22 protein-coding genes are annotated in these 24197 nt (G+C 67.0%); 12 read left to right on the top strand and 10 right to left on the bottom strand.

What is annotated here, in order from left to right:
- The first annotated feature begins 94 nt into the window (after positions 1-94).
- From AC3A3Q_RS08785 to AC3A3Q_RS08765, 5 genes are all read left to right on the top strand, one after another.
- Positions 95-2200: a gluconolaconase gene (locus AC3A3Q_RS08785; RefSeq protein ID WP_487585883.1), complete on the top strand. Its 2106-nt coding sequence runs from the start codon at positions 95-97 to the stop codon at positions 2198-2200.
- 149 nt (positions 2201-2349) lie between these two features.
- Positions 2350-4188: a DUF885 domain-containing protein gene (locus AC3A3Q_RS08780; protein WP_487585882.1), complete on the top strand. Its 1839-nt coding sequence runs from the start codon at positions 2350-2352 to the stop codon at positions 4186-4188.
- 129 nt (positions 4189-4317) lie between these two features.
- Positions 4318-4605: a hypothetical protein gene (locus tag AC3A3Q_RS08775; RefSeq protein WP_487585881.1), complete on the top strand. Its 288-nt coding sequence runs from the start codon at positions 4318-4320 to the stop codon at positions 4603-4605.
- An 89-nt stretch (positions 4606-4694) separates the two neighbouring features.
- Positions 4695-6104, top strand: a complete 1410-nt coding sequence (radA, locus tag AC3A3Q_RS08770) for a DNA repair protein RadA (RefSeq protein WP_487585880.1) — start codon at positions 4695-4697, stop codon at positions 6102-6104.
- A complete protein-coding gene (locus tag AC3A3Q_RS08765) occupies positions 6101-6718 on the top strand; it encodes a hypothetical protein (protein WP_487585879.1) in 618 nt (205 codons plus the stop codon). The genes radA and AC3A3Q_RS08765 overlap by 4 nt, the downstream gene beginning before the upstream one ends.
- 7 nt (positions 6719-6725) lie before the next feature.
- Here the strand turns inward: AC3A3Q_RS08765 and purU are convergent, their stop codons facing one another.
- The 6 genes from purU to AC3A3Q_RS08735 all read right to left on the bottom strand — a co-directional run bounded on the left by purU (position 6726) and on the right by AC3A3Q_RS08735 (position 13335).
- Positions 6726-7580: a formyltetrahydrofolate deformylase gene (gene purU, locus AC3A3Q_RS08760; RefSeq protein WP_487585878.1), complete on the bottom strand. Its 855-nt coding sequence runs from the start codon at positions 7578-7580 to the stop codon at positions 6726-6728.
- Between the two features lie 78 nt (positions 7581-7658).
- A complete protein-coding gene (locus AC3A3Q_RS08755; RefSeq protein WP_487585877.1) occupies positions 7659-9254 on the bottom strand; it encodes a DHA2 family efflux MFS transporter permease subunit in 1596 nt (531 codons plus the stop codon).
- A gap of 16 nt (positions 9255-9270) precedes the next feature.
- On the bottom strand, positions 9271-10473 hold the full coding sequence (locus AC3A3Q_RS08750; protein ID WP_487585876.1) for an EmrA/EmrK family multidrug efflux transporter periplasmic adaptor subunit: 1203 nt from the start codon (positions 10471-10473) through the stop codon (positions 9271-9273).
- A complete protein-coding gene (locus tag AC3A3Q_RS08745) occupies positions 10470-11996 on the bottom strand; it encodes an efflux transporter outer membrane subunit (RefSeq protein WP_487585875.1) in 1527 nt (508 codons plus the stop codon). The genes AC3A3Q_RS08750 and AC3A3Q_RS08745 overlap by 4 nt, the downstream gene beginning before the upstream one ends.
- A gap of 2 nt (positions 11997-11998) precedes the next feature.
- Positions 11999-12454, bottom strand: a complete 456-nt coding sequence (locus tag AC3A3Q_RS08740; protein ID WP_487585874.1) for a MarR family winged helix-turn-helix transcriptional regulator — start codon at positions 12452-12454, stop codon at positions 11999-12001.
- A gap of 89 nt (positions 12455-12543) precedes the next feature.
- Positions 12544-13335 (bottom strand): cytochrome C assembly family protein, encoded by a 792-nt coding sequence (locus tag AC3A3Q_RS08735; protein WP_487585873.1) that lies wholly within the window; start codon positions 13333-13335, stop codon positions 12544-12546.
- 102 nt (positions 13336-13437) lie between these two features.
- Here AC3A3Q_RS08735 and ffh point away from each other — a divergent pair, with 102 nt between their 5' ends.
- The 6 genes from ffh (at position 13438) to AC3A3Q_RS08705 (ending at position 17889) form a co-directional block, all read left to right on the top strand.
- Positions 13438-14805, top strand: coding sequence for a signal recognition particle protein (gene ffh, locus AC3A3Q_RS08730; RefSeq protein WP_487585872.1), 1368 nt, complete (start codon positions 13438-13440; stop codon positions 14803-14805).
- Between the two features lie 106 nt (positions 14806-14911).
- Positions 14912-15169 carry a 30S ribosomal protein S16 gene (gene rpsP / locus AC3A3Q_RS08725; RefSeq protein WP_158731452.1) on the top strand — a complete coding sequence of 86 codons (258 nt, stop codon included), beginning with the start codon at positions 14912-14914 and terminating at the stop codon, positions 15167-15169.
- A gap of 46 nt (positions 15170-15215) precedes the next feature.
- Positions 15216-15746, top strand: a complete 531-nt coding sequence (rimM, locus tag AC3A3Q_RS08720; protein ID WP_487585871.1) for a ribosome maturation factor RimM — start codon at positions 15216-15218, stop codon at positions 15744-15746.
- 3 nt (positions 15747-15749) lie between these two features.
- On the top strand, positions 15750-16496 hold the full coding sequence (gene trmD / locus AC3A3Q_RS08715; protein ID WP_487585870.1) for a tRNA (guanosine(37)-N1)-methyltransferase TrmD: 747 nt from the start codon (positions 15750-15752) through the stop codon (positions 16494-16496).
- 120 nt (positions 16497-16616) lie between these two features.
- On the top strand, positions 16617-16997 hold the full coding sequence (gene rplS / locus AC3A3Q_RS08710; RefSeq protein WP_487585869.1) for a 50S ribosomal protein L19: 381 nt from the start codon (positions 16617-16619) through the stop codon (positions 16995-16997).
- A 139-nt stretch (positions 16998-17136) separates the two neighbouring features.
- Entirely contained in the window at positions 17137-17889 is a 753-nt protein-coding gene (locus AC3A3Q_RS08705; RefSeq protein WP_487585868.1) for a Mut7-C RNAse domain-containing protein, read from the top strand.
- 5 nt (positions 17890-17894) lie between these two features.
- Here the strand turns inward: AC3A3Q_RS08705 and AC3A3Q_RS08700 are convergent, their stop codons facing one another.
- Complete coding sequence (locus AC3A3Q_RS08700) at positions 17895-19409, bottom strand: MATE family efflux transporter (RefSeq protein WP_487585867.1); 1515 nt, start codon at positions 19407-19409, stop codon at positions 17895-17897.
- 163 nt (positions 19410-19572) lie between these two features.
- Between AC3A3Q_RS08700 and AC3A3Q_RS08695 the strand changes: the two genes are divergently transcribed.
- Complete coding sequence (locus AC3A3Q_RS08695) at positions 19573-19959, top strand: RNA-binding S4 domain-containing protein (RefSeq protein ID WP_487585977.1); 387 nt, start codon at positions 19573-19575, stop codon at positions 19957-19959.
- A gap of 56 nt (positions 19960-20015) precedes the next feature.
- On the opposite strand, the gene AC3A3Q_RS08690 is transcribed toward AC3A3Q_RS08695, so the two are convergent.
- The 3 genes from AC3A3Q_RS08690 to AC3A3Q_RS08680 form a co-directional block, all read right to left on the bottom strand.
- Positions 20016-21443: an amino acid permease gene (locus AC3A3Q_RS08690; protein ID WP_487585866.1), complete on the bottom strand. Its 1428-nt coding sequence runs from the start codon at positions 21441-21443 to the stop codon at positions 20016-20018.
- 101 nt (positions 21444-21544) lie between these two features.
- On the bottom strand, positions 21545-23017 hold the full coding sequence (locus AC3A3Q_RS08685) for an amino acid permease (RefSeq protein ID WP_487585865.1): 1473 nt from the start codon (positions 23015-23017) through the stop codon (positions 21545-21547).
- A gap of 197 nt (positions 23018-23214) precedes the next feature.
- Positions 23215-24174, bottom strand: a complete 960-nt coding sequence (locus tag AC3A3Q_RS08680; protein ID WP_487585864.1) for a hypothetical protein — start codon at positions 24172-24174, stop codon at positions 23215-23217.
- Between the last annotated feature and the right edge of the window lie 23 nt (positions 24175-24197).

Here is a 24197-nt window from a genome sequence, read left to right as displayed (position 1 = left end):
GGGCGACGCTGGACGGGGCACCCGGCGATCGGCCTAGAATCGATCGCCAGCGGCGCGCAACGTAGGCGCGCCGCGACGAATCTCCAGGACCTGCATGACCCGAAGCACCTGGCTGTGGCTGGCCGTTGGCCTGACCGCGGCGGCGCTGGCCGCCACTTTCATCTTCGTGCCGACCCGTGAGGTCGCGATCGTGCCGACCGGGCCGGCGCCGACGCCGTTCGCGTGGAGGGCCAGGCTCGAACTGCTCGCCGGCGACGGTGTGGCGGGACTGCGCGAGGGCGCTGCGTTGCAGGCTCGCTTCGCCGATCCGTACGGCATTGCCCATGCCGCCGATGGATCGGTGTATGTCGCCGACGCCGGCGACAACAACCGCATCCGCAGGATCGCGCGCGATGGCTCGGTCACCACCGTGGCCGGGTCGGTGGAGGGCTTTGTCGATGGCGCGGGTGGTGCGGCAGCGTTCAACACGCCGTCCGGACTGGCCATCGATGGGGCGGGCAATCTCTATGTCGCCGACACCGGCAACCACGCGATCCGCAAGGTGTCGCCGCAGGGCATCGTTACGACCATCGCGGGCAACGGCAGCGCCGGCTTCCGCGATGGCCCGGCCGCGCAGGCGCAGTTCAACGGGCCCATCGGCATCGCGGTGGACAAGGACGGTCGCGTCTATGTCGCCGGCACTTACAACGATCGCATTCGCATGATCGCGCCCGATGGCATGGTCAGCACGCTGGCTGGTGGCGATCGTCCTGGTTACCAGGACGGGCTGGGTGCGCAGGCGCGTTTCGACACGCCGACGGGACTGGCGATTGATGCGTTCGGGCGGGTCTGGGTCGCCGATACGCGCAACAACGCGGTGCGACGCGTCACTCCGCGCGGCGATGTCGATACCGTGCTGCGTGGTGCGCCCGACGATGCCAATCCGGTCGTGCACCGCCCACTGAGCCTGGCCATCGCGCATGACGCCGTGGTGTATGTCGCCGAGAACAGCCGCGGCACGGTCCTGCAGTACACCCGCGACGGACGCTGGGCGGTGATCACCGGCGCCAGCCAGGACCAGCGTCTGTCGCGCCCGACCGGACTGGCGATCGATGGCGACGGTGCGCTGTATGTCGCCGATGCCGCCAGCCATCGCGTGCATCGCATCGTGCCCATCTCCACCGAAGCGACCACGCCGCCCGTGCTGACGGTTGGACCGGCCGCCGATGCGCCCCTGCCGGACACGCAGGGACGCTGGCCGCTGCGTCCGCAGGACGGCTGGCATGAAGTGGTCGGCACGCTTGGCGAGGTGCGGGGCAACTACCAGCACGAGAACCGCGATCACCTGCATGGCGGCCTCGACATCCGCGGTGACGTCGGCCAGGAGGTGCTCGCCATCGCCGACGGCAAGGTGTCCAGCCCGACCGCGAGTTGGGCCCTGGGCAAGCTCGGCGAAGGTCTCGAGCTGGACGGCATCGGCTACATCCACATGCGCGTGGGTCGTACCGCGCAGGGCAAGCCGATCGATCCCGCGCGCTTCAATCTGCTGCTCGACGAAGCCGGCCAGCCCGAACGCGTGCGCGTGATGCGTGGTACGCGCTTCAAGGCAGGCGACGTGCTTGGCACCATCAACGCCATGGCCCACGTGCATCTGAGCGTTGGCGCCCAGGGCTACGAGCGCAACGCGATTGCCCTGGGGTTCCGCGGCTACGCCGACAGTTACCCGCCGCGCATCGACCGGATCGAACTGTTCGACGTCGCCCAGCAGCCGCTGCTGCAGAAACAGGATGGCCGCGTGCTGCTGTCGCGATCGTTGCCTGGCGTGCAGATCGTGGTCGATGCCTGGGACCAGGTCGATCGCAACCTGCCGCGTCGCCGCCTTGGCCTGCATGCGCTGGGCTATCAGTGGCTGGATGCGACGGGGCAACCGTTGCCTGGCTACGAGGCGCCGCGCATGAACATCGCCTTCGATCGCATGCCCGCCGACAACGATGCGGTCAAGGTCGCCTATGCCCCAGGCAGCGGCATCACGGTCCACGGGAGCGCTATCACGCGCTTCCAGTATGTGGTGACCAACACCGTTCGCGACGGCGTGCTGGCCACCGGCCAGTGGAATCCGGCGGACTTCGCCGCCGGCGACTACATCCTGCGCATCACCGCCGAGGACTACATGGGCAACGCGGCAAGCACCGGTCGGGACCTGGCGGTGCGCGTGCAGTAGTGCCAGTGCACACCCTGAAACGTTGGCTGCATCACGTTTTCGTGGATCGAACATGACCAATGACGCGTGCCGCCGAACGAGCGCCGTCCCACAATTCACAGCTCATGCCTGGATCGTGCGAAGAACGACGTGAGGCAACAGGAGCGCCGATGTATCGCCATCTTCTGAAATCCACCCTGCTGATGGCAGGCCTGGCCGCGCAAGGCGGCCTCGCCGCCAGCGAGACAAGCCAACCGGCAACACTGCACGCACTGCTCGATGCGCAGACGCAGCGCACGGTCGTCCATGATCCCGAGCTGCGCAGCCTGCTCGGCATTTCCGGTGACGGCATCGACCTGTCGGCAAAGCTGACCGATGTCTCGCTGCCCAAGCGCGAAGAGCGCCGCGCCGAACTGCAGGCCAACCTCGATGCGATCCGTGCCTGGGATCGCAGCAAATTGGCCGGACAGGAGCGTTGGAACTACGACCTGGCCACTTGGTTCTACACCACCCAGATCGACCTGATGCGCTTCGACTGGGTACCGGCGTGGCTGCCCGTCGGCGCGACCACCTACGCCGTGGATCAGCTCTTCAGCATTCCGGTGACGTTGCCGCAGTTCCTCGACAACAACCACGCGGTCACCGACGAAACCAGCGCCCGCAATTACATCGCCCGCCTGGGCGCGGCGGCAACCAAGCTCGACCAGGTGCGCGCGAACTTCGACATGCAGGCCCGACAGGGCGTGGTGCCGCCGCAGATCGCGCTGGAAGGCGCGGCAACGCAGATCCGCGCATTGCTGAAACCTGCGCCGGCCGACAGCGTGTTCGTGCAGTCCCTGCGGCGCAAGCTCGGCAAGGTCGCCTCGATCGCGCCGGCGCAACGCGAGGCCTTGCTGGCCCAGGCCGCCAGCGCCGTCGGCGAGCAGACCAACCCGGCATACGCTCGACTGCTGGCGCGCCTGGACGAGGTGATCGCGACCCGGCCGGGCAATCGCGGGGTCTGGGCGCTCCCGGAGGGCAGGGCCTTCTACGACGCGGCGCTGCGCTGGAACACCAGCACCGACCTGGACGCGGACGCGATTCACCGCATCGGGCTGGAGGAAGTCGCACGAATCGACAAGGAGATGGACGCCTTGCTGGTGCGCCAGGGGCTGCGCGAGGGAACCGTGGGCGAACGCATGCGGGCGCTGAACAAGGACCCACGCTTCCTCTACGCCGACTCCGACGCCGGGCGGGCCGAACTGGTTGCCGACATCCAGCGCTCGCTCGACAAGCTGCAACCGCGCATACCCGACTACTTCGGCCGCGTGCCGACGCAGCGGCTGGAAGTGCGCACGGTGCCGGTGCAGGCGCAAGCCACCGCACCGGGCGGCTACTACTCACCGCCGGCCATGGACGGCTCGCGGCCGGGCGTGTTCTTCATCAATCTCGGCGACATGGCCGCCAATACGCGTTTCAGCCTGCCCACGCTGACCTACCACGAAGGCTCGCCGGGGCATCACTTCCAGATTTCGCTCGGTCAGACACTGACCGGCCTGCCGCTGTTGCGCCGCAGCCTCAATCCCAGCGCCTTCTCCGAAGGCTGGGCGCTGTACGCCGAACAGCTGGCAGCCGAGATGGGCCTGTACAAGGATGATCCCTGGGGCGACCTGGGGCGCCTGCGCGCCGAGATGTTCCGTTCGGTGCGGCTGGTGGTGGACACCGGGCTGCACCGCAAGCGCTGGACGCCAGAGCAGGCCATCGACTACATGCAGGCGAAAACCGGCATGACCGAAGCCGAAGTGCGCATCGAGGTCTACCGCTACCTGGTCCAGCCGGGGCAGGCCAGCTCCTACAAGATGGGGCACCTGAAGATGGTCGAACTGCGCCAGCGCGCACAGCAGCGGCTCGGCAAGCGCTTCGACATACGCGCCTTCCACGACCTGGTACTGGGCAACGGCGCGCTGCCGCTGTCGGTGCTGGAGAAAGCCGTGGACGAATGGGTGGCTACCACCGCTTCGGCTGGCTGATTCGACGGTGAACGTGGCGCGGGCCTGAACGTTTCATCAACCGGCAATCTGGATTTCACGAAGTATTCCCATTGCGATCGCCACCATGCCGCCTGTTTTTCCGGAAGAGGCGTCGACAAGGTGTTGACCATGCGGATGGATGTTTTCGTGGTGGGGAAGGACGACGGCTATGTAGTGGCGCCCAGCGGCGCGCCGTTGCCCGATGATGAGATGGCGGTCCTGGGCGAGGTCAGCTTCGGCTGGACGCTCGACAGCGAGATGGCGGCGCCGCGCCTGGACTGGCAGGGCATCGCCAGGGACATCGACGCGCGCGGCTACAGCATCGTGCCGCAGGGCGACGTCGACGGGTTGCTGGGCGCGCCTCAGCAGGAGCTGAGCGCGTTCTACCCGGAGTACCACCTGCGGTCCGCGGCCTAGCCCGCAACCGGCACGCAGCAGGGGCCAGTCTCGCTTGACGCGACGCCGCCCCGTAGAGTGGGCGGCATAACTCCCTCGCGTCGCCGCTCATGCCCAAGCCCGCTGCAAAATCCGCCTCCAAATCCCGCACCGCCTACGTCTGTTCCGAATGCGGCGCGGATTTCACCAAATGGCAGGGGCAGTGCGGCGAATGCGGCGGCTGGAACACGCTGAGCGAGTTCGTCGTCGAACCGGCGGCCAAGGCCGGCGCCAGCGTCGCCGCGAGCCGCCGCAGCAGCTGGGCCGGGCGCGCCGATGCGCCGGCGGTCACCGCGCTCAGCGACGTCCGCCATAGCGAGGAAGACCGCGTCAGCACCGGCATCGGCGAATTCGACCGTGTGCTGGGTGGCGGCCTGGTGCACTGCTCGGTGGTGCTGGTCGGTGGCGACCCGGGCATCGGCAAATCGACCCTGCTGTTGCAGGCCATCAGCAAGATGGCCGGGAGCCTGCCTGGGCTTTACGTCACCGGCGAGGAGTCACTGGCTCAGATCGCCGGCCGTGCCTCACGCCTGGGCGTACCCGTTGATGGCGTGCATGCGCTGGCCGAAACCGGCGTTGAGCGGGTGCTCGAGCATGCGGCGAAAATGCGGCCGGGCCTGATCATCGCCGACTCGATACAGACCCTGTGGACCGAGGAACTCAGCGCCGCGCCCGGTTCGGTCAGCCAGGTGCGCGAAAGCGCCGCGCGGCTGGTGCGTTACGCCAAGGAAACCGGAACCGCGGTGTTCCTGGTCGGCCACGTCACCAAGGAGGGCGGCATCGCCGGCCCGCGCGTGCTCGAACACATGGTCGATGCGGTGCTGTATTTCGAAGGCGAGAGCGGCAGCCGCTTCCGCGTGCTGCGCGCCTTCAAGAACCGCTTCGGTGCGGTCAATGAGCTGGGCGTGTTCGTGATGGGCGACAAGGGCCTGCGCGAAGTGCCCAACCCGTCGGCGATTTTCCTTTCCGGCAGCCACAGCCCGCAGCCGGGCAGCTGCGTGATGGTCACGCGCGAAGGCACGCGTCCGTTGCTGGTGGAAGTGCAGGCGCTGGTGGATGCCTCGCCGCTGTCCAATCCGCGCCGTGTCGCGGTGGGCATGGAAGGCAATCGCCTGGCGATGCTGCTGGCGGTGCTGCATCGTCACGGAGGGGTGGGTGTCGGCGACCAGGACGTGTTCGTCAACGTCGTCGGCGGCATCCGCGTGCAGGAGACCGCGGCCGACCTGCCAGTGCTGCTGGCGGTGCTGTCGTCGCTGCGCGACCGGCCGTTGCCAGAGCAGACGGTGGCCTTCGGTGAAGTTGGCCTGTCCGGCGAGATCCGGCCGGTGCCCAACGGCGAGGAGCGCCTGAAGGAAGCGGCCACGCACGGCTTCAAGCGCGCGATCGTGCCCAAGTCGAACGCGCCCAAGAGCGGGCGCGTCGGCGAGATGGAAGTGATCGCCGTGGAACGTCTGTCGGACGCGCTCGCGTCGGCGGTATGAGTCCGGGCGGATCGCCAGGCGAGGACGCCAGGGCGGTCTTAACGCCGTTGTCGTCGCGTGCCGGTTCGATGGCGCGATGGCTGTCGATCTTCCTGCATCCCTTCGTCGTCCTGACGACGCTGGCCTTGCTGGCAGCGTGGCGGCTGGATCCCGGTGGTTTGCTGCGCACTGCAAGCGTTGTCGCGACCATGGTCGCGGTGACCTGGGTATTCGTACTGTGGCGCAAGCGCAGCGGGCGCTGGTCGACGGTCGATGCGTCGCGGCGCCAGGAGCGTCCGGTGCTGTACGCGCTGCTGCTGGTGCTGGTCGCCGCCTGCTGGTGGTGGATGGGAGGCACGGCTTCGCCGATGGCGCGCGGTATCGCGATCATCGGCGCGATGCTCGCCACCGCGGCGGTCCTCAACCGCTGGATCAAACTCTCACTGCACATGGCCAGCCTGGCATTCGCCGGCGTCGCGTTGACCGCGCTCTTGCCGGTCGCCGGTGTGGTGGCGCTGTGCCTGCTGCCAATGCTTGCGTGGTCGCGCCTGCGCATGGCCCGGCACACTTTGCCGGAGGTCATTGCCGGTGCACTGCTCGGCGTCGCCTTCGGCGTTCTGACGCGGTGGCCGTGAATCGGCCTTACACCGCGAACACCACGGTGCGATGTCCGTTGAGCAGGATGCGATCGTCCAGCCAGTAGCGCAGCGCCTGCGCCAGCACGCGGCGTTCGATGTCGCGGCCGATGCGGATCAGATCGTTTGGCGTGTCGTGGTGGCTGACCCGCTGCGTGTCCTGCTCGATGATCGGACCTTCATCTAGGTCGGCGGTGATGAAGTGCGCGGTCGCGCCGATCAGCTTGACCCCGCGCGCGTGCGCGGCATGGTAAGGGCGCGCGCCCTTGAAGCCGGGCAGGAACGAGTGATGGATGTTGATGCAGCGCCCGGCCAGTCGCGTCGCCAGTGATTCCGACAGCACCTGCATGTAGCGCGCCAGCACGACCAGTTCGGTGCCGGTGCTCTCGATCAATGCCAGCAGCTGCGCTTCCTGCTCCTGCTTGCGGCCTTTGACGACCGGCAGGTAGTGGAACGGGATCCCGTCCAGTCCCAGGTACTGGTAGGTCTCGCGTGGGTGGTTGGAGACCACGGCGGTGATCTCCATCGGCAACTCGCCGATGCGCCAGCGATAGAGCACGTCGGCCAGGCAGTGGTCGAACCTGGAGGCGAGCAGCATCACCCGTCGCGGAACATCGCGGTCGCGCAGCGACCAGCGCATGCCGAAGCCGTCGGCCAGGGTCGAGAAGGTGTCGCGCAGCGCGTCGATCGCGCCGGGCTCCAGAGCGAACACCGTGCGCATGAAGAAGCGATCGGTTTCCAGATCGTTGTACTGCTGCGCGTCGAGGATGTTGCCCTCGAAGCGCAGCAGGTGCCCGGTCACGGCGTTGACGATGCCGGGCCGGTCGGGGCAGGAGAGGGTGAGAACGTAGTGGGAGGGCATCTGCGGGCCGCGAGGGAGGTCTACGCGATACAACGCGATCTGCGCTGCATTGCGGGCAACCTCGCCCGTCAGTGCCCGTCAGTGCCCGCCAGCCGCAGCCCCGCCGCCGATCTTCGCCGCGAACGGCGGCTTGGCGAACCACACGAACACGATCACCACCAGGAACAGGATCCCCAGCAGGTGGAAGATCTCGTTGAAGCCGATCTGCACCGCCTGCTGCGAGATCATCTGGTTCAGCGCCACCGCGCCGCGTTGCGGATCGCCCTGGCCCAGTGCCGTCACCGTCTGCTGCATCGCCGGGTCATAGGCGCTGATGCTTTCGGTCAGGCGCGCGTGGTGCACGGTACTTCGCTGGTTCCAGGCCCAGGTCGTCAGCGAGGCGGCGAAGCTGCCGCCCAGCGTGCGCACGAAGGTGGCCAGGCCGGAACCGGCGGCGATCTCGTGAGGCTCCAGGTCCGACAACAGGATCGTCAGTACCGGCATGAAGAACAGCGCCACGCCCAGGCCCTGCCACAACTGCACCTCGGCCACCCGTTCGAAGTTCACATCGAGGTTGAAACCGGCGCGTATGAAGCTGGTGCCGGCCATGACGATGAAGGCGAACGTGGCCAGGATTCGCAGGTCGAACTTCGGCGCGTACTTGCCCACCAGCGGCGTCAGCAACACCGGCAGGATGCCGATCGGCGCGCTGGCGTAGCCGGCCCAGATTGGCGTGTAGCCCAGGTTTCGCTGCAACCACAGCGGCACCAGCAGGCCGACGCTGAAGAACGCCGAATACGCCATCACCATCGCCAGCGTGCCGCTGGCGAAGTTGCGGTGGCGGAACAGGCGCAGGTTGACGATGGGGTCCTTCTCGGTCAGTTCCCAGATCACGAACACGACCAGCGCGACCGCCGCGACAATCGCCAGCCACACGATCTTGGTCGAGTTGAACCAGTCTTCGTCGTTGCCCAGGTCGAGCATGATCTGCAGCGCGCCGACGCCTAGCACCAGCATCGCCAGGCCCATGTAGTCCATCTTCGGCTTCTCGTGCCGCTCCGGCCGGCCCTTGAGCTGGCGGCCGACGACAATGCTGGAGAAGATGCCGATGGGAATGTTGATGAAGAAGATCCATTCCCAGCTGTAGTTGTCGGTGATCCAGCCGCCGAGGATCGGCCCTGCAATCGGCGCGACCACGGTCACCATCGCCAGCAACGCGATCGCCTGCCCGCGTTTGTGCGGTGGATAGATCGAGATCAGCAGCGCCTGCGTCACCGGGTACATCGGGCCGGCGACGAAGCCCTGCAGCGCACGCGCCGCGACCAGCAGGCCCATGCTGTTGGCCAGGCCGCACAGCAAGGATGCGATCACGAATGCCAGCGTGGCCCAGGTGAACAACGTGCGCTCGCCGAAGCGGCGCGTCATGAAGCCGGTCAGCGGCAGCGCGATCGCGTTGCTGACGGCGAACGACGTGATCACCCACGTCGCCTGGTTGGCGCTGGCGCCGAGGTTGCCTGAGATGGTCGGCAGCGAGACGTTGGCGATCGTGGTGTCGAGCACCTGCATGAACGACGCCAGCGCCAGGCCAATCGTCGTCAGCGCCATGTTGGGTGGGCGGAACGCCGCCGCCGCGGTGGCGGGCGGCGGCGTTACCGGCAACCCGGCGTTCTCTTCCTGTTGCGCAATGGTGGACATGGCGTGCTCAGGTTGCTCAGTTGCGAGCCGCGGTCGGCAGGTTCTGCTGGATGATCTTGCCGATCAGCGCGTTGGCGTTGTTGAGCTGCTCGTCGTAGGCGGCGGTCGTGAACAGCGTCTTGCCACCCTTGCGCGCGTCGGCCAGGACCGCGCCGTTCTGGTCGCGCACGGTGACGTCGACATGCATGCTCAGGCCCAGGCGAAGCGGGTGCTCGGCGAGCTGGCGCGGTTCGATCTCGATGCGCACCGGCACGCGCTGCACGATCTTGATCCAGTTGCCGCTGGCGTTCTGCGCCGGCAGCAGCGAGAACGCGCTGCCGGTGCCCATGCCGAGGCTGGTGACCTTGCCGTCGTACTCGACGCCACTGCCGTACAGGTCGGCATGTACCTTGACCGGCTGGCCGATGCGCATGCGCGAGAGCTGGGTTTCCTTGAAGTTGGCTTCGACCCAGATCTGCTCAAGCGGCACGATCGTCATCAGCGTCGTGCCCGGCTGCACGCGCTGGCCGAGCTGCACCTGGCGCTTGGCGACGTAGCCCGACACCGGTGCGACGATCGCGGTGCGCTGCAGGTTGAGGTAGGCCTGGCGGAGCTGCGAGGCGGCCGCTTCGACCTGCGGCTGGCTGCTGACCGTGGTCGAATCGACCAGGGCGCGGTTGCGCGACAGGTTGCCGTTGATCGAGCGCAGGCCGGCTTCGAGCACGGCCAGTTCGTTGCGGGCGTGGGCCAGTTCTTCAGCCGACACGGCGCCGTTGCCGACCAGGCCTTCGCGACGCTTGAGGTCGGCGCGTGCACGATCGACCGAGGCCTGGCGCGCGGCCAGGTCGGCGGCACCGGCATCGACCGCGCTGTACAGGCCGCGCACCTGGCGCACGGTGTTGGCGAGGTTGGCGACGGACTGATCGAAGGCGACGCGCGCATCGTTCGGATCCAGGTGCACCAGCGCCTGGCCGGCGACCACCTTCATGCCGTCGTCGGCGTCGATGCCGACCACCGTGCCGACCGTCTGCGGCACGATGCTGACGACATTGCCCTGCGCATACGCGTCATCGGTGTCTTCGTGCCAGCGTGCGACCAGCAGGTACCAGGTCGTCCACGACAGACCGGCCAGCACGACCACGGCGAGCAGGATCAGCAACGCGCGCTTGCGCTTGCCGTTGGACTTGGGCTCGGCACCGGCCTTGGCGTTGGGGGCGTTGGGATTGGGTTCGGTGGTCATGGCGTGGGGGCCTTGGCGAGATCGTTATTAGGGGCAGCGTTATTAGGGGCAGCGTTATTGGAGTCGGAGGAGCCGGGAGCGTTCAGAGCAAGACCGCCGCCGAGCGCGCGGTCGAGATCGATCGATGCGGCCAGTCGCTGGGCGCGCAGCACGGTCAGGATGCGGTCGGCTTCCAGCAGCGGACGCTGCGCTGCCAGCACGTCGAGTTGCGTGCCCAGGCCTGCGCGATAGCGCGCGGTGGCGATCTTCCACGCGTCCTGCGCAGCGTCACGCGCCTGCGTGGCCGAGACGATCTGGCCATCGAGCGAGCGCGCTGCATGCAGTGCATCGGCGACTTCGCGCAGCGCGCCGACCAAGGTCTGGTTGTAGGTGGCGGCGGCGAGATCGTAATCGGCATCGCTGCGTGCAAGCTGATTGCGCAGACGGCCGCCGTCGAAGATCGGCAAGGTCAGGGCAGGGCCGCCGCCATAGATCAGGGCATCGCTGGAGAACAGGTCGCCGAGATTGCCGGCAGCCACGCCTGCGATCGCGACCAGGTTGACGGTCGGGTAGAACGCCGCCTTGCTGGCCTTGATGCCCTGTTGCGTCGCTTCCACGCGCCAGCGCGCGGCGACGACGTCGGGACGATGGCCCAGCAGTTCGCTGGGCACCACCGACGGCACGCCCGGCGAGGCGGCAGTGAGCACGCCGGGCTGGGCGATGTCGCGACCGCGATCGGGACCCTTGCCCAGCAGGGCCGCCAACGCGTTGCGGGCAATTTCGATCTCGTGCTCGCTCGCCTGGATCTGCTGTTGCGCACTGGCTACGGCGCTCTCGGCCTGGCGGATCTGCAACTGGTTGTCGAGGCCGGCGGCGACACGCTGGCGACCCAGGTCAAGCAGTTCCGATGCACGCTCGTGATCGGCGAGCGCGACGTCGTGCGCGGCAAACGCCTGTGCCAGCGCGACATAGGTGCGGGCGATGCCGGACGACAGCGTCAGGCGCGCAGCCTGCGCATCGACTTCCGCCGCACGCGCCTGGCCGACGGCGGCCTGCCAGCGCGCGCGCTCGCCGCCCCACAGGTCGAAGGTGTAACTGAAGCTGAGGTTGAGCACGCCGACACCCTGGTAGCTGCCGCCAATCGGCGGTGGCGCGAGCGTCTCGGGCAACTGCACGCCCGAGTACTGCGCCGCGCCGCCGATAGTGGGCTTGCGCGCGGCATCGGCAAGGCCGGCCTGCGCGATGGCCTGGCGCACGCGCGCATCGGCGGCATCCAGGTTCGGCGTGCCGGCCAGTGCTTCGGCGATCAGCGCATTGAGCTGGGCGTCGCCGAGCGCGGTCCACCAGTCCTGTGCAGGGAATGCCGCATCGGACGCAGTGGCGCCGGACAGGCTGCGTTGCGCCTGCAGGCTGTCGGCATCGAGCGGTTTGCCTTCCGGTGCGAGACCGCGCGAACTCGCGCAGCCAGCGACGAGGACGGCAACGGCCAGTGCGGCGAGCACGGGCTTCAGCCCGCGATGCGGGCGCAGTGCAGTGGAAGTCATGGTCAGGTGTCGGAAAGGGAAAGGTTGTCGCGGACCTGCTCGAGCATCCGCATCAGCAGTTCGCGCTGGGCGTCGTCCATGCCGTCCATTGCGCGCTCGCGCACGCGCTGGCCGCACTGGTTGACGTCGAGCCACATGGCCTGGCCGGCTTCGGTCAGGTGGATGTTGATGCCGCGGCGATCGGCCGGGTCGGCCACGCGCGCAACGAAGCCGCGCGCCTCTAGCTTGTCGAGCAGGCGCGTCATCGCGCCGGGATTGAGCTCGGCATGACGGGCGAGGTCGGTTACCCCGGCGGAGCCGGAGGACAGCAGCTTGAGGGTGATGTACTGGCTGAAGGTCAGCTCATGGCCGGCCTTGGCCAGCTCGTACTCCATCCGGGCCCACATGGCGTCGCGGACCTGCCTGAACAGCAGTCCCAGGGTCGAACCGCTGCAGGCGGCAATCGGTAGCGTTTTCATGGGGCGAAATTTTCTTCGCCCGCGCAATAGTTGTCAATGCAAATATTGTTGCAGCAATGAAACGCCAGATTGCGTCAACTGAACAGGGTTCAGGCAAGGCGGCCGAGGACCAGCTCCAGGACGAACTTGCTGCCGAAGAAGGCCAGCACCAGCAGCCCCATGGCCGTCAGGGTCCAGCGCACGGCCGTGCCGCCGCGCCAGCCGTAGCGCCAGCGACCCAGCAGCAGGCCGCCGAAGACGAGCCACGACAGCACGCTCAGCACGGTTTTGTGGACGAGGTGCTGGGCGAACAGGTTCTCGACGAACAGCACGCCGGTCAGCAGGGTCGCGGTGAGCAGGACAAAGCCCACGGCGATCGTGCGGAACAGCAGGGTTTCCAGTTCCACCAGCGGCGGCAGGGCGCGCAGCCATTGGTGGAATTCGCGGCGGCGCAACGCGCGCTCCTGCAGCCACAGCATCACCGCCAGCAGCGCGGCGATCGCCAGCGTCGCGTAGGCGAGCAGGGCGAACCAGGCGTGCAGTTGCAGGCGCCAGTCCAGGCGCTCGGCGATGACGTGGCCGTGGTGCTGGTAGCCAAACAGGGTCAGGGCGGCGAGCGGGAACACGATTACGCCCAGCGCCGCCATGCGCCCGCCGGCGCCGACCAGTGCGGTCAGCGCGGCCATGCCCAGCCCGACCAGCGACAGCGCCGCATAGAAGTGCAGGTCGGCGCCACCGGCCTGGTGCCAGGCAATCACGTGGGCGAGGGCATGCAGCAGCACGCCGGCCACGGCCGGCAACAGCCACACGCGGGACTGTCGCGGCGGTTGCTGGCGCACTCCCGTGACGAGCAGGACGGTGGCCAGCAGGTACAGGGCGATGGCGATGAGAACGATTGTCATCGCCGCAGTGTCGCATAGCCGCGAGACGAACCGCAGCAGAGCTATACTTCGCGCCCCGCTTTGATCCATTCCGCGTCCGCGCGACCCGCAGGTATCCCCCGCATGTTCGAATCCCTGACCCAACGTCTCTCCGGCACCATCGAGCGCCTTCGCGGCCGTGGCCGGCTGACCGAGGAGAACATCCGCGAGTCGCTGCGCGAAGTCCGCATCGCCCTGCTCGAGGCCGACGTGGCCCTGCCGGTCGTGCAGGCCCTGATCGAGCGCATCAAGGTGCGCGCGGTCGGCCAGGAAGTGCTCAAGTCGCTGACCCCGGGCCAGGCGCTGATCAAGATCGTCCGCGACGAAATGTCGGCGGTGATGGGCTCGGCCGCGTCCGACCTCAACCTCAACGTGCCGGCGCCGGCCGTGATCCTGATGGCCGGCCTGCAGGGCGCGGGCAAGACCACCACGGTGGCCAAGCTCGCCAAGCACCTGAAGGAAAAGCGCAAGAAGAAGGTGATGGTGGTGTCGGCCGACGTCTACCGTCCGGCCGCGATCGAGCAGCTCAAGACGCTGGCACAGCAGGTCGACGTGCTGTTCTTCCCGTCCAGCGCCGATCAGAAACCCGAGGCGATTGTTCGCGCCGCCATCGACGATGCACGCAAGTCCTACGTCGACGTGCTGCTGGTCGACACCGCCGGCCGCACCAGCATCGACGAAGCGATGATGGCCGAGATCAAGGCGCTGCACGCCGCGGTCAAGCCGGTGGAAACGCTGTTCGTGGTCGACTCGATGACTGGCCAGGACGCCGCGGTCACCGCCAAGCATTTCGGTGAAGCCCTGCCGCTGACCGGCGTGGTGCTGACCAAGACCGACGGTGACGCCCGTGGCGGCGCCGCGCTGTCGGTGCGCTACATCACCCAGCGCCCGATCAAGTTCATCGGCACCGGCGAGAAGCCCGACGGCCTCGACGTGTTCCACCCGGACCGCATCGCCAGCCGCATCCTCGACATGGGCGACGTGCTGTCGCTGGTCGAGCAGGTCGAGCAGCAGGTCGACAAGGACAAGGCGCAGAAGCTCGCCGAGAAGGTCGCCAAGGGCAAGAAGTTCGACCTCAACGACATGAAGGACCAGCTCGAGCAGATGCAGAACATGGGCGGCATCCACGGCCTCATGGACAAGCTGCCGGGCATGGGCCAGATCCCGGACTCGGTGAAGAGCCAGGTCACCGGCAAGGAAGTGCCGCGGATGGTGGCCATCATCAATTCGATGACCAGGAAGGAGCGCCGCAACCCGGCGTTGCTGAACGGCTCGCGTCGCGCCCGCATCGCCAAGGGTGCCGGCCTGACCCCGGCCGACGTCAACAAGCTGATGAAGCAGTATCAGCAGATGGAAAAGATGATGAGCAAGCTGTCCGGCGGCGGCATGAAGGGCCTGATGCGGGGCATGAAGGGCATGATGGGCGCCCGCGGCGGCATGCCGTTCAGGTAGGCCGTTCACGTAAGTCCGGGGGGCTTTCCTGACCCGGATCAATGGCTTATACTTTTTCGCTTACCTCGCCATTCCGGCGACTGGGCAACACAGGAACTACCGAACCATGGTCAAGATTCGTCTCGCACGCGGCGGCGCCAAGAAGCGTCCGTTCTACCACGTCATCGTCACCGATAGCCGCAACGCCCGTGACGGCCGCAACATCGAGCGCGTCGGCTTCTACAACCCGGTCGCCCAGGGCGCCGAGAAGCGCGTCGAACTCAACGTCGAGCGCATCGCTCACTGGGTTGGCAATGGCGCGCAGCTGACCGACAAGGTCGCCGTGCTGTACAAGGAAGCGGCGAAGGCCGCGACCGCAGCCTGATCCGCCGGCCGCGCCTGACCGCGCGGCCGCTGCTTAGCGCAACTGCATGACTGGCTCCTCCGAGGAGCGCCCAGGGCGCCGCATCCTGCTAGGCAGGGTGTCCGGCGCCTTTGGCATTCGTGGCGAAGCAAAGCTCGAGTCCTGGACCGAGCCGCGCGCCGCGATTTTCAGCTACCAGCCGTGGATCCTGCGCGACCCGCAGGGCAACGAGCGCGAGCTGCGTGGCGTGCGCGGGAAGCAACAAGGCAAGTACACCGTTGCCAATTTCCCCGACGTCACCGACCGCGACGCCATCGAGGCGATGCGCGGCACCGAGATCTATGTTCCGCGTTCGGCGCTGCCGCCACCGAGCGAGGGCGAGTATTACTGGGTCGACCTGGAAGGCCTGCGCGTGGTCACTGTCGACGGCGTGTCGCTCGGCGTGGTCTCGCACATCTTCGCCACCGGCGCCAACGATGTCCTGGTCGCGCGCGACGACGAGCGCGAGCGGATGATTCCATTCGTGGTCCCGCAGTACGTCACGTCGGTGGATTTCGCCAACAACGTGGTCACCGTCGACTGGGATCCCGAGTTCTAGTTCGTGCGCATCGACGTCATCAGCCTGTTCCCCGAGTTCGTCGCCCAGTGCGCCGCGTTTGGCGTGGTCGGGCGTGCGGGCGAGCGCGGCCTGCTGTCGCTCCACGGCTGGAATCCGCGCGACTACGCCGAAGGCAACTACCGCCGGGTCGACGACCGTCCCTGCGGCGGCGGCCCCGGCATGGTCATGCTGATCGACCCGTTGCGGGCGAGCCTTCAGGCCGCGCGCGCGGCCGATCCGGCCCCGGCCAAGGTCGTCTACCTGAGCCCCCAGGGCGTGCCCCTGACCCAGGCCAAGGTCCGCGAGCTGGCCAGCCGTGAACGGCTGATCCTGCTGTGCGGGCGTTACGAGGGCATCGACGAGCGCCTGATCCAGGCCGAGGTCGACGAAGAGATTTCGATCGGCGACTACGTCCTGTCCGGCGGCGAGCTGGCCGCGGCGGTGGTCGTCGATGCGGTGGCCAGGCTGCGCGAGGGCGTGCTGGGCGATGCCGAGTCGGCCGTCCAGGACAGCTTCGAGGACGGGCTGCTGGACTGCCCGCACTACAGCCGGCCGATCGAGCACGAGCTGGGATCGGTCCCGGAGGTGCTGCTGTCGGGCAACCACGCCCACATCGCCGCCTGGCGACGGATGCAGGCGCTGGGGCGGACCTGGGAGCGGCGTCCGGACCTGCTGGACGAGGCCAGCCTGTCCAAGGCCGACCGCAAGCTGCTGGCGGCCTACAAGGCCGGGCTGGACGCCAAGTCCTAGCCACACAAGGAAAAAAGCCGTTATAATTCGCGGCTTCCATTAGCGTCACCCCTTAGTTCCGCCCTGCCAGACGCGGGTCCACGTGCACTCGCGCTATAACGAATCAAACAGGCCAAAGCCATGAACAATCCGTCGATCCACACGCTTCTCCAGAATTTCGAAGCCGAGCAGATCAAGCGTCAGCTGCCCGACTTCAGCCAGGGCGACACCGTCGTCGTCAACGTCAACGTCAAGGAAGGCACGCGTGAGCGCGTCCAGGCCTACGAAGGCGTGGTCATCGCGATCAAGAACGCCGGCCTGAACTCGTCCTTCACCGTCCGCAAGATCTCGCACGGCTTCGGCGTCGAGCGCGTCTTCCAGACCCACAGCGCCACGATCGCTTCGGTCGACGTGAAGCGCCGCGGCAAGGTCCGCGCCGGCAAGCTGTACTACCTGCGTGGCCTGAAGGGCAAGAAGGCGCGCATCAAGGAAGATCTCGCGGCTTACTCGAAGTCCGAGTAATCAGGTACGGGTAAATCCCGCGCAGGCCTCCAGCCTGCTGCGAACTGCAAACGGCCGCCCCAGGGCGGCCGTTTGCATTTGCGTCCCCGCATCGGCGTACGCTCGCAATCGCGACCGTTCGTTCCCATGGGAGGACACCTTGGCGAGCCTGCTTCGCCATTGCGAATTCCGCTTCTACGAGGAGCTCTGCGACTTCCTTGCGCCCGAGCGCAGGAAGCGCAGCTTCGTGCATGCCTTCGACGGCACGCCGACGGTCAAGGACCGCATCGAATCACTCGGCGTGCCGCACACCGAGGTCGACCTGATCCTGGTCGATGGCGCGCCGGTAGGCTTCGCCCACCGTCTGTACGGTGGCGAACGCGTGTCGGTGTATCCGATGTTCGAACGCTTCGAGCTCGGCGATGCCTGCAGGCTGCGCCCGAAACCCCTGCGCGAGCCGCGCTTCGTACTCGACGTGCACCTGGGGCGCCTGGCCGCCTACCTGCGACTGCTTGGCTTCGACACGCTTTACCGCAACGACTACGACGACGATGAGCTGCTGGCGATCTCGCGCGCACAGCGACGCACGCTGCTCAGTCGCGACAAGGGCCTGCTCAAGCGTTCGGCGCTGACGCATGGTGCCTTCCTGCATGCGACCGATCCGCGCCGGCAACTGCGCGAGGTCTGCGATCGCTTCCAGCTCGACGCGCGCATCGCGCCATTCACGCGCTGCGCGCGCTGCAACGGACCGGTGGAGTTGCTCGATGGCGACGCCGCCGAGCGCCTGCACGCGCGGATGGGTTGCCGGCACGACTCAATGAGCCAGTGCGCGCATTGCCACCAGGTGTATTGGCCGGGCAGCCATCTGCAGCGACTCCGGCAGCGACTGGCCGAAGTCGGCGTCGTGGTCTAGCAACGCTATGGCTTGGTGCCGGTGCCGGCACTGTCGGCTGTCGACAAGGCCAGGCCGGCGGCAACATCCTCGTCTGTTTCCGCGCTCGGGTCCGCCACCGGCGACGGCGGCGTGGCCGGCACTTCGGCCGGCACCGCGACCTCATGCGGATCCAGCGGCAGCATCCGCGCCTTGCGCCAGTTGCCCCAGCGGTAATACGACAGTGCCAACAGCATCGAGCACAGTGCGCTGACCGGAAAGCTCCACCAGATTGCATCCGGGCCAAACGTGGGTTGCAGCAGGTTGGCGAAGGGTACGCGGATGCCCCACAGCGCCAGCGCCAGGATCAGCAGCGGCGGTATCACCGCACCGGTCGAGCGCACCACGCCCGATACCACGAAGGTCACGCCGAAGAACAGGAACGACCACACCGAAATGTGGTTGAGATGACGAGCGACCTCGAGCGCGCTGCTGCCTTCGGGCAGGAACAGCGCCAGCGTCCAGCGGTCGAACACGATCAGCGGAATGATGATCGCGCCGGTCAGCAGGAAATTGAACAGCACGCCGGCCTTGGCGGTGGCTGACACACGGTCCCAGCGGTTCGCACCGACGTTCTGCGCGGCCATCGACGAACAGGCCGCGCCAATCGCCATCGCTGGCATCTGCACGTAGGTCCACAGTTGCAGTGCGGCGCCGTAGGCGGCCGTGGTGTCGGTGCCGTGGCGGTTGACCATGGACATCATTGCGATCATCGCCAGCGAGATCAGCACCATCTGCAGGCCCATCGGCACGCCCTTGACCACGAGCGCGCGCAGGATCGTCAGGTCGATCCGGAACATGTGGGCGTCGCGCCGACCGAGCCATAGCGGATGGCGCTTGTGGCGCAGGTACACCAGCAACGCGGTCAGGGTCAGCGCCTGCGCCAGCAGGGTCGACCATGCCGAGCCGGCAATGCCGAGCTTCGGGAATGGGCCCAGGCCGAAGATCAGCAGCGGGTTGAAGGCGATGTCGAGCAGCACCGACACCAGCAGGAAGCGGAATGGCGTGCGTGAATCGCCGGCACCGCGCAGTGCCGCGGTGATGAAGGCGAACGTGTACAGGATCGGCATCGCCAGGAAGATCACCTGCAGGTAATCCTCGGCAAGCTGCAGCGAGGCCGCCGGCGTGCCCATCGCCGCCAGCAGGTACCGCGACAGCCACCAGCCCAGTGCCGCGATCACGATCGACAGGCCGACGAAGAACGTCGCGCTGGTGCCCATCACGCGCCGCGCCTGGGTGATGTCGCGCGATCCGATCGCCTGTGCGATCAGGATGGTCGCCGCCATGCCGAAGCCGAACACCGACCCGAGCAGGAAGAACATGATGTTGTTGGCGTTGGCCGTGGCAGTCAGCGCTTCCTCGCCGAGGAAGCGCCCGACCCAGACCGCGTTCACCGACCCATTGAGGGACTGCGCGACGTTGCCGGCGAGGATCGGCAGCGAGAATGCCAGCAGGTTGCGACCGATCGGGCCCTCGGTGAGGTTGTGCTGTCTGGGCGGCATCGCGGCACCGGCGAAGGGAAGGGCGGCAAGGTAGCACCCGCGGCGCGACGTGGCTGTATGCCTTCGTACAGGCGCGTTTCAGGGGCGATTCGGTGATAATTGCTACAGGCCGGTGCAGTGGCCAGCCACGTTGGAAGATGCGGTGACACAACAACCCGATTCGATGCAGGCAGTGCGACTGGACGTGTGGCTGTGGGCCGCGCGTTTCTACAAGACCCGCAGCCTGGCCAAACAGGCGGTGGAGACCGGCAAGGTCGATGTCGGCGGCCAGCGGGCGAAGGCTTCCAGGGTGGTGCGCGTGGGCGACGCGTTGCGCGTGGCACGCGGTGAGGAAATCTTCGAGATCGCCGTGATCGCGCTCAGCGACACACGCGGCCCCGCCAGCGCCGCACAGAATCTCTACGCAGAGTCCGAAGCCTCACGGCTCGCGCGCGAGCAGCTTCGCGCCCAGCGCATCGCCGAGCGCAACGGCTACCGCGCGCCAGAGAGCAAGCCGGACAAGCGCGCACGCAGGTTGATCCGCGCACTGGGCGATATCGACGCGCTGTAGCCCGTCATGCCGCGCGCACAAACAAAAAAGGGCGCCAATCGGCGCCCTTTTGCACATCAGCCCTTCTTCAGCCTGCTGTGCCTGTAACCGTACATGAAGTAGATCAGGAACCCGACGGCGGTCCAGATCGTCATCAACATCCAGTTGTGCGCGGTCATCGTCGACAGCAAAGCCAGGCAGCTGAAAATACCGGCCAGGCAGACCACCCACGCGAACGGAATGCGGAACGGACGCGGCAGGTCCGGCTGGGTGCGGCGCAGGATCAGCACGCCGCCGCAGACCGCGGCGAACGCGATCAGCGTGCCCATCGAGGTCAGCTCGCCGAGCACGTCGAGCGGGAACAGCGCCGCCAGGATCGCGATGCCGATGCCCGTGATCACCGTATTGATGTGCGGCGTGCGGTACTCGGGATGGATCTTGGTGAACAGCGGTGGCAGCAGGCCGTCGCGCGCCATGATCATGAAGATGCGCGGCTGACCGATGATCATCACCAGCACCACCGACGACAGGCCGATCAGGGCGCCGATCTCGACCACCACGCGCAGCCAGCCCAGTTCCGGATGTGCCGCAACTGCCGTGACCACCGGCTCATCGGTGCCAAGCTGTGCGAACGGCACCAGGCCGGTCATGACCGCGGCCATGGCGATGTAGAGCACCGTGCAGATCGCGAGCGACAGCAACATGCCGATCGGCAGGTCGCGCTGCGGCTTGTGCGATTCCTGTGCCGCCACCGACACCGCCTCGAAGCCGATGTAGGCGAAGAACACCAGCGCCGCACCGCGCAGCACGCCCTCGAAGCCGTACTTGCCCGGGCCTTCGTTGGCGGGAATGAACGGGTGCCAGTTGGCCGGATCGATGTACTTCCAGCCGGCGAAGATCACCAGCAGGATCAGGCCGGTCTTGAGCACCACCATCGCCATGTTCATCGCCGACGACTTGCGGATGCCGACGTAGCACAGCCACGTCAGCAGCAGCACGATGCCGGCCGCGGGCAGGTTGGCGATGGCGCCGGTCGGCTTGAGCTGCGCGTCCAGCGGCGCACTCACGAGCGCGTGTGGCAGATGGATGCCGAAGTGGTCGAGCAGGCTGAGGAAGTAGCCGGTCCAGCTGACCGCCACCGCCGAGGCCGACACACCGTATTCAAGCACCAGCATCCAGCCGATGAACCACGCCGCCAGTTCGCCCAGCGTCGCGTAGGTGTAGGTGTAGGCGCTGCCGGAGACCGGCACCATCGCCGCGAACTCGGCGTAGGCCAGTGCGCAGAACGTGCAGCAGATCGCCGCCAGCACGAACGACAGCATGATGGCCGGGCCGGCGTGGTCCGCCGCGGCCTGGCCGGTGATGACGAAGATGCCGCCACCGATGACCGCGCCGATGCCCAGGGCCGTCAGGCCCCACGGGCCGAGCGTGCGATGCAGTTCCAGGCCTTGCGCGTCGGCATGGCTGGCGTGGGGGTGTTTGGTGGCCCAGAGTTGTCCGAACATCAGGCGATTCCCGAACCGGCAATAGGCCGGAATTGAAAAGAGTGCGAAACCTCAATGAACAAGGCCGACGGGGTCTCCGCCGGCCTTGAGTGGATCAGCGATCAGCGCTGAGCCTTGCGTACCTTGCTGTTGCGATAACCGTAGAAGAAGTAGATCGCCATGCCGATCGCGGTCCAGCCGGTCATCAGGTGCCAATGCTCGGAGAACGGCTGCCAGAACAGGTAAAGGCAGGCGGCCGCGCCGAGCGGGCAGATGATCGCTGCAGCCGGCACGCGGAACGGACGCGGCAGGTTCGGACGGCTCTTGCGCAGCACCAGCACGCCGATGGAGACGGTGGCGAAGGCGAGCAGGGTGCCCATCGAGACCAGCTCGCCGAGCAGGCCGATCGGCAGGAAGCCGGCCAGCAGGCAGGCGAACACGCCAACGATGATCGTGCCCATGTACGGCGTCTGGAACTTCGGGTGCACCTTGGCAAAGATCGGCGGCATCAGGCCGTCCTTCGCCATCGAGTAGAAGATGCGCGGCTGGCCCATCAGCATCACCAGGATCACCGAGCTCAGGCCGGCGATGGCGCCGATCTCGACGATCATCTTCAGCCAGCCCAGTGCCGGGTACGCTTCCAGCGCGGTCGCGACCGGCTTGGGCGTGCTCAGCAGGTGGTACGGCAGCAGGCCGGTCAGCACCAGGGCGACGATGATGTAGATGATGGTGCAGATGACCAGCGAGCCGAGGATGCCGATAGGCATGTCGCGCTGCGGGTTCTTGGCTTCACCGGCCGCGGTCGAGACCGCATCGAAGCCGATGTAGGCGAAGAACACCACGGCCGCACCGCGGATGACGCCCGACATACCGTACTTGCCCGGACCTTCGTTCTCCGGAATGAACGGCACCCAGTTGTCCGGGTTGATGTAGCTGGCCGCGAAGGCCACGAACATCACGATGACGACAACCTTGATGGCCACGATCACCGAGTTGACCATCGCCGACTGGGTGATGCCGACGTAGCACAGGCCGCTGAGCGCAGCGACGATGAACACCGCAGGCAAGTTGATCAGACCACCGGTGTACACGAGGCTGCCGTCGACCACGTTCAGCGGCGCCGCTGCCAGCGATGCCGGCAAGGCCATGCCGAAGTATTCGAGGAAGCTGTTGAGGTAGCCCGACCAGCCGACCGCGACGGTCGACGCGGCGAACATGTACTCGAGGACCAGGTTCCAGCCGATGAACCAGGCGACGAACTCGCCCAGCGTGGCGTAGGAGTAGGAGTAGGCGCTGCCCGAAACCGGCATCATCGCGGCGAACTCGGCGTAGCACAGGCCGGCGAGGGCGCAGGCGAAGCCGGCGATGATGAAGCTCAGGACGATGGCCGGGCCGGCATGCTCGGCGGCGGCGTGGCCGGACAATACGAAGATGCCGGCGCCGATGACTGCGCCGATACCCAGCATCACCAGTTGGGTGGCGGTCAACGATCGCTTGAGGACCGCCTCGCCTTCCAGGCTGCCTTCGACGGGCTCACCGGCATCGACGTGCCCGGCGGGCTCCACCGGCTTGGTGATGAAGAGGTTTTTGAACATCTGATTCCCCTGAAATGTGATCTGCCACCCATTCAGGCGGCGGGTGAAACGTATGGGCCGTGGGGGGCGGGCCACCTTAACCCACGTGGGAAAGAAGCGGCAAGCGTGAAAACCTCACGCCCCGGAGGCCTACGTCCATAGCGCCGACCCGCCCATGCCCGCTGCTGCGGTCGGGGGCGGGACGACGTGGTACCAGCTCAGAACGCCACGTTGACCGCCACTTGCGGCGACACCACTGCGGCACTGTTGCGGCCGTCGACGGAAACGAAGGCACCCAGGATCATGCCGGTATTGTCGGTCCAGTGATACTCGACTGCCGGCGCCAGCGACATGCGCCATGAGGAAGGCGAATCCCGGGTGACCGCGATCGCGCCCTTGGCGGTTTGTTGCTGGCCTCGCAGATGGGTGCTGCTTTCCTGTTCATAGACGATGTCCGATGCCAGGACCCAGGTGCGGTTGATGCTGTATTCCAGGCCAATGTTGGCCTGCGCGGCGCTGCCAAGCTCGGCGTGTCCCTGGAATCCGGCCGTGGTGCCGTAATCGCTCTGGCCGTGGATGCCGGCTTGCGCGCCCGGCAGCCGCCAGGAGAGTCCGGCGCGGCCACGCAGGTTGCGTCCGGGCAGGAAGTACGACTGCGCGATCAGCGCCAGGGTGGTCGACTCGGCGCCGCTGCCGGTGGCATTGGCGAGACGGCGCTGCTCGAGGCGGTCGTGCTGGCCGGTGGTGAGGTTGTGGAAGGCGGCCAGCGTCAGGCTCGGGGTGTGTTCGCCTTTGCCCATCGCGACCAGCCAATAGGCCGTCAGCGTGGTGTCACCGGCAGTGACGTGCCGCTGTGCGTCGTCGTCGGGAGCAAACACGGCATTGACGGTGGCACCGAGAGTCAGTCGATCGGTCACGCCGTACGTCATCGGCACCGTCAAGCGCCAGTCGTCGGCGACATCGTCGCTGTCACGGCGGTGGCCGTCGGCACCGTATTGGCCGACGACGTGGGTCTGGATCAGGTAGGGCTCGACGTTGAACAACCCTTTGGGCAGTGGCGGAGCGGGGCTGACCAGTGGACCGGTGAAGCGAGCTTCGTGGTTGGCATGGCCACTGTTGTCGGCATGGGCATTGCCGGCAATGATCGTCGCGAGTGCCAGCAGCGGGAGTCGATGCATCCATGAGAAGCGGGTGCTGCTTG

Source organism: Lysobacter sp. Soil_C_59 (genome assembly GCF_057656415.1).
This window is presented reverse-complemented; position numbering and strand designations above follow the sequence as displayed.

Coding starts and splice junctions, on each gene's coding strand:
- AC3A3Q_RS08785 (WP_487585883.1), top strand. CDS start 95: ATGACCCGAAGCACCTGGCTGTGGCTGGCCGTTGGCCTGACCGCGGCG.
- AC3A3Q_RS08780 (WP_487585882.1), top strand. CDS start 2,350: ATGTATCGCCATCTTCTGAAATCCACCCTGCTGATGGCAGGCCTGGCC.
- AC3A3Q_RS08775 (WP_487585881.1), top strand. CDS start 4,318: ATGCGGATGGATGTTTTCGTGGTGGGGAAGGACGACGGCTATGTAGTG.
- radA (WP_487585880.1), top strand. CDS start 4,695: ATGCCCAAGCCCGCTGCAAAATCCGCCTCCAAATCCCGCACCGCCTAC.
- AC3A3Q_RS08765 (WP_487585879.1), top strand. CDS start 6,101: ATGAGTCCGGGCGGATCGCCAGGCGAGGACGCCAGGGCGGTCTTAACG.
- purU (WP_487585878.1), bottom strand. CDS start 7,580: ATGCCCTCCCACTACGTTCTCACCCTCTCCTGCCCCGACCGGCCCGGC.
- AC3A3Q_RS08755 (WP_487585877.1), bottom strand. CDS start 9,254: ATGTCCACCATTGCGCAACAGGAAGAGAACGCCGGGTTGCCGGTAACG.
- AC3A3Q_RS08750 (WP_487585876.1), bottom strand. CDS start 10,473: ATGACCACCGAACCCAATCCCAACGCCCCCAACGCCAAGGCCGGTGCC.
- AC3A3Q_RS08745 (WP_487585875.1), bottom strand. CDS start 11,996: ATGACTTCCACTGCACTGCGCCCGCATCGCGGGCTGAAGCCCGTGCTC.
- AC3A3Q_RS08740 (WP_487585874.1), bottom strand. CDS start 12,454: ATGAAAACGCTACCGATTGCCGCCTGCAGCGGTTCGACCCTGGGACTG.
- AC3A3Q_RS08735 (WP_487585873.1), bottom strand. CDS start 13,335: ATGACAATCGTTCTCATCGCCATCGCCCTGTACCTGCTGGCCACCGTC.
- ffh (WP_487585872.1), top strand. CDS start 13,438: ATGTTCGAATCCCTGACCCAACGTCTCTCCGGCACCATCGAGCGCCTT.
- rpsP (WP_158731452.1), top strand. CDS start 14,912: ATGGTCAAGATTCGTCTCGCACGCGGCGGCGCCAAGAAGCGTCCGTTC.
- rimM (WP_487585871.1), top strand. CDS start 15,216: ATGACTGGCTCCTCCGAGGAGCGCCCAGGGCGCCGCATCCTGCTAGGC.
- rplS (WP_487585869.1), top strand. CDS start 16,617: ATGAACAATCCGTCGATCCACACGCTTCTCCAGAATTTCGAAGCCGAG.
- AC3A3Q_RS08700 (WP_487585867.1), bottom strand. CDS start 19,409: ATGCCGCCCAGACAGCACAACCTCACCGAGGGCCCGATCGGTCGCAAC.
- AC3A3Q_RS08695 (WP_487585977.1), top strand. CDS start 19,573: ATGCAGGCAGTGCGACTGGACGTGTGGCTGTGGGCCGCGCGTTTCTAC.
- AC3A3Q_RS08690 (WP_487585866.1), bottom strand. CDS start 21,443: ATGTTCGGACAACTCTGGGCCACCAAACACCCCCACGCCAGCCATGCC.
- AC3A3Q_RS08685 (WP_487585865.1), bottom strand. CDS start 23,017: ATGTTCAAAAACCTCTTCATCACCAAGCCGGTGGAGCCCGCCGGGCAC.
- AC3A3Q_RS08680 (WP_487585864.1), bottom strand. CDS start 24,174: ATGCATCGACTCCCGCTGCTGGCACTCGCGACGATCATTGCCGGCAAT.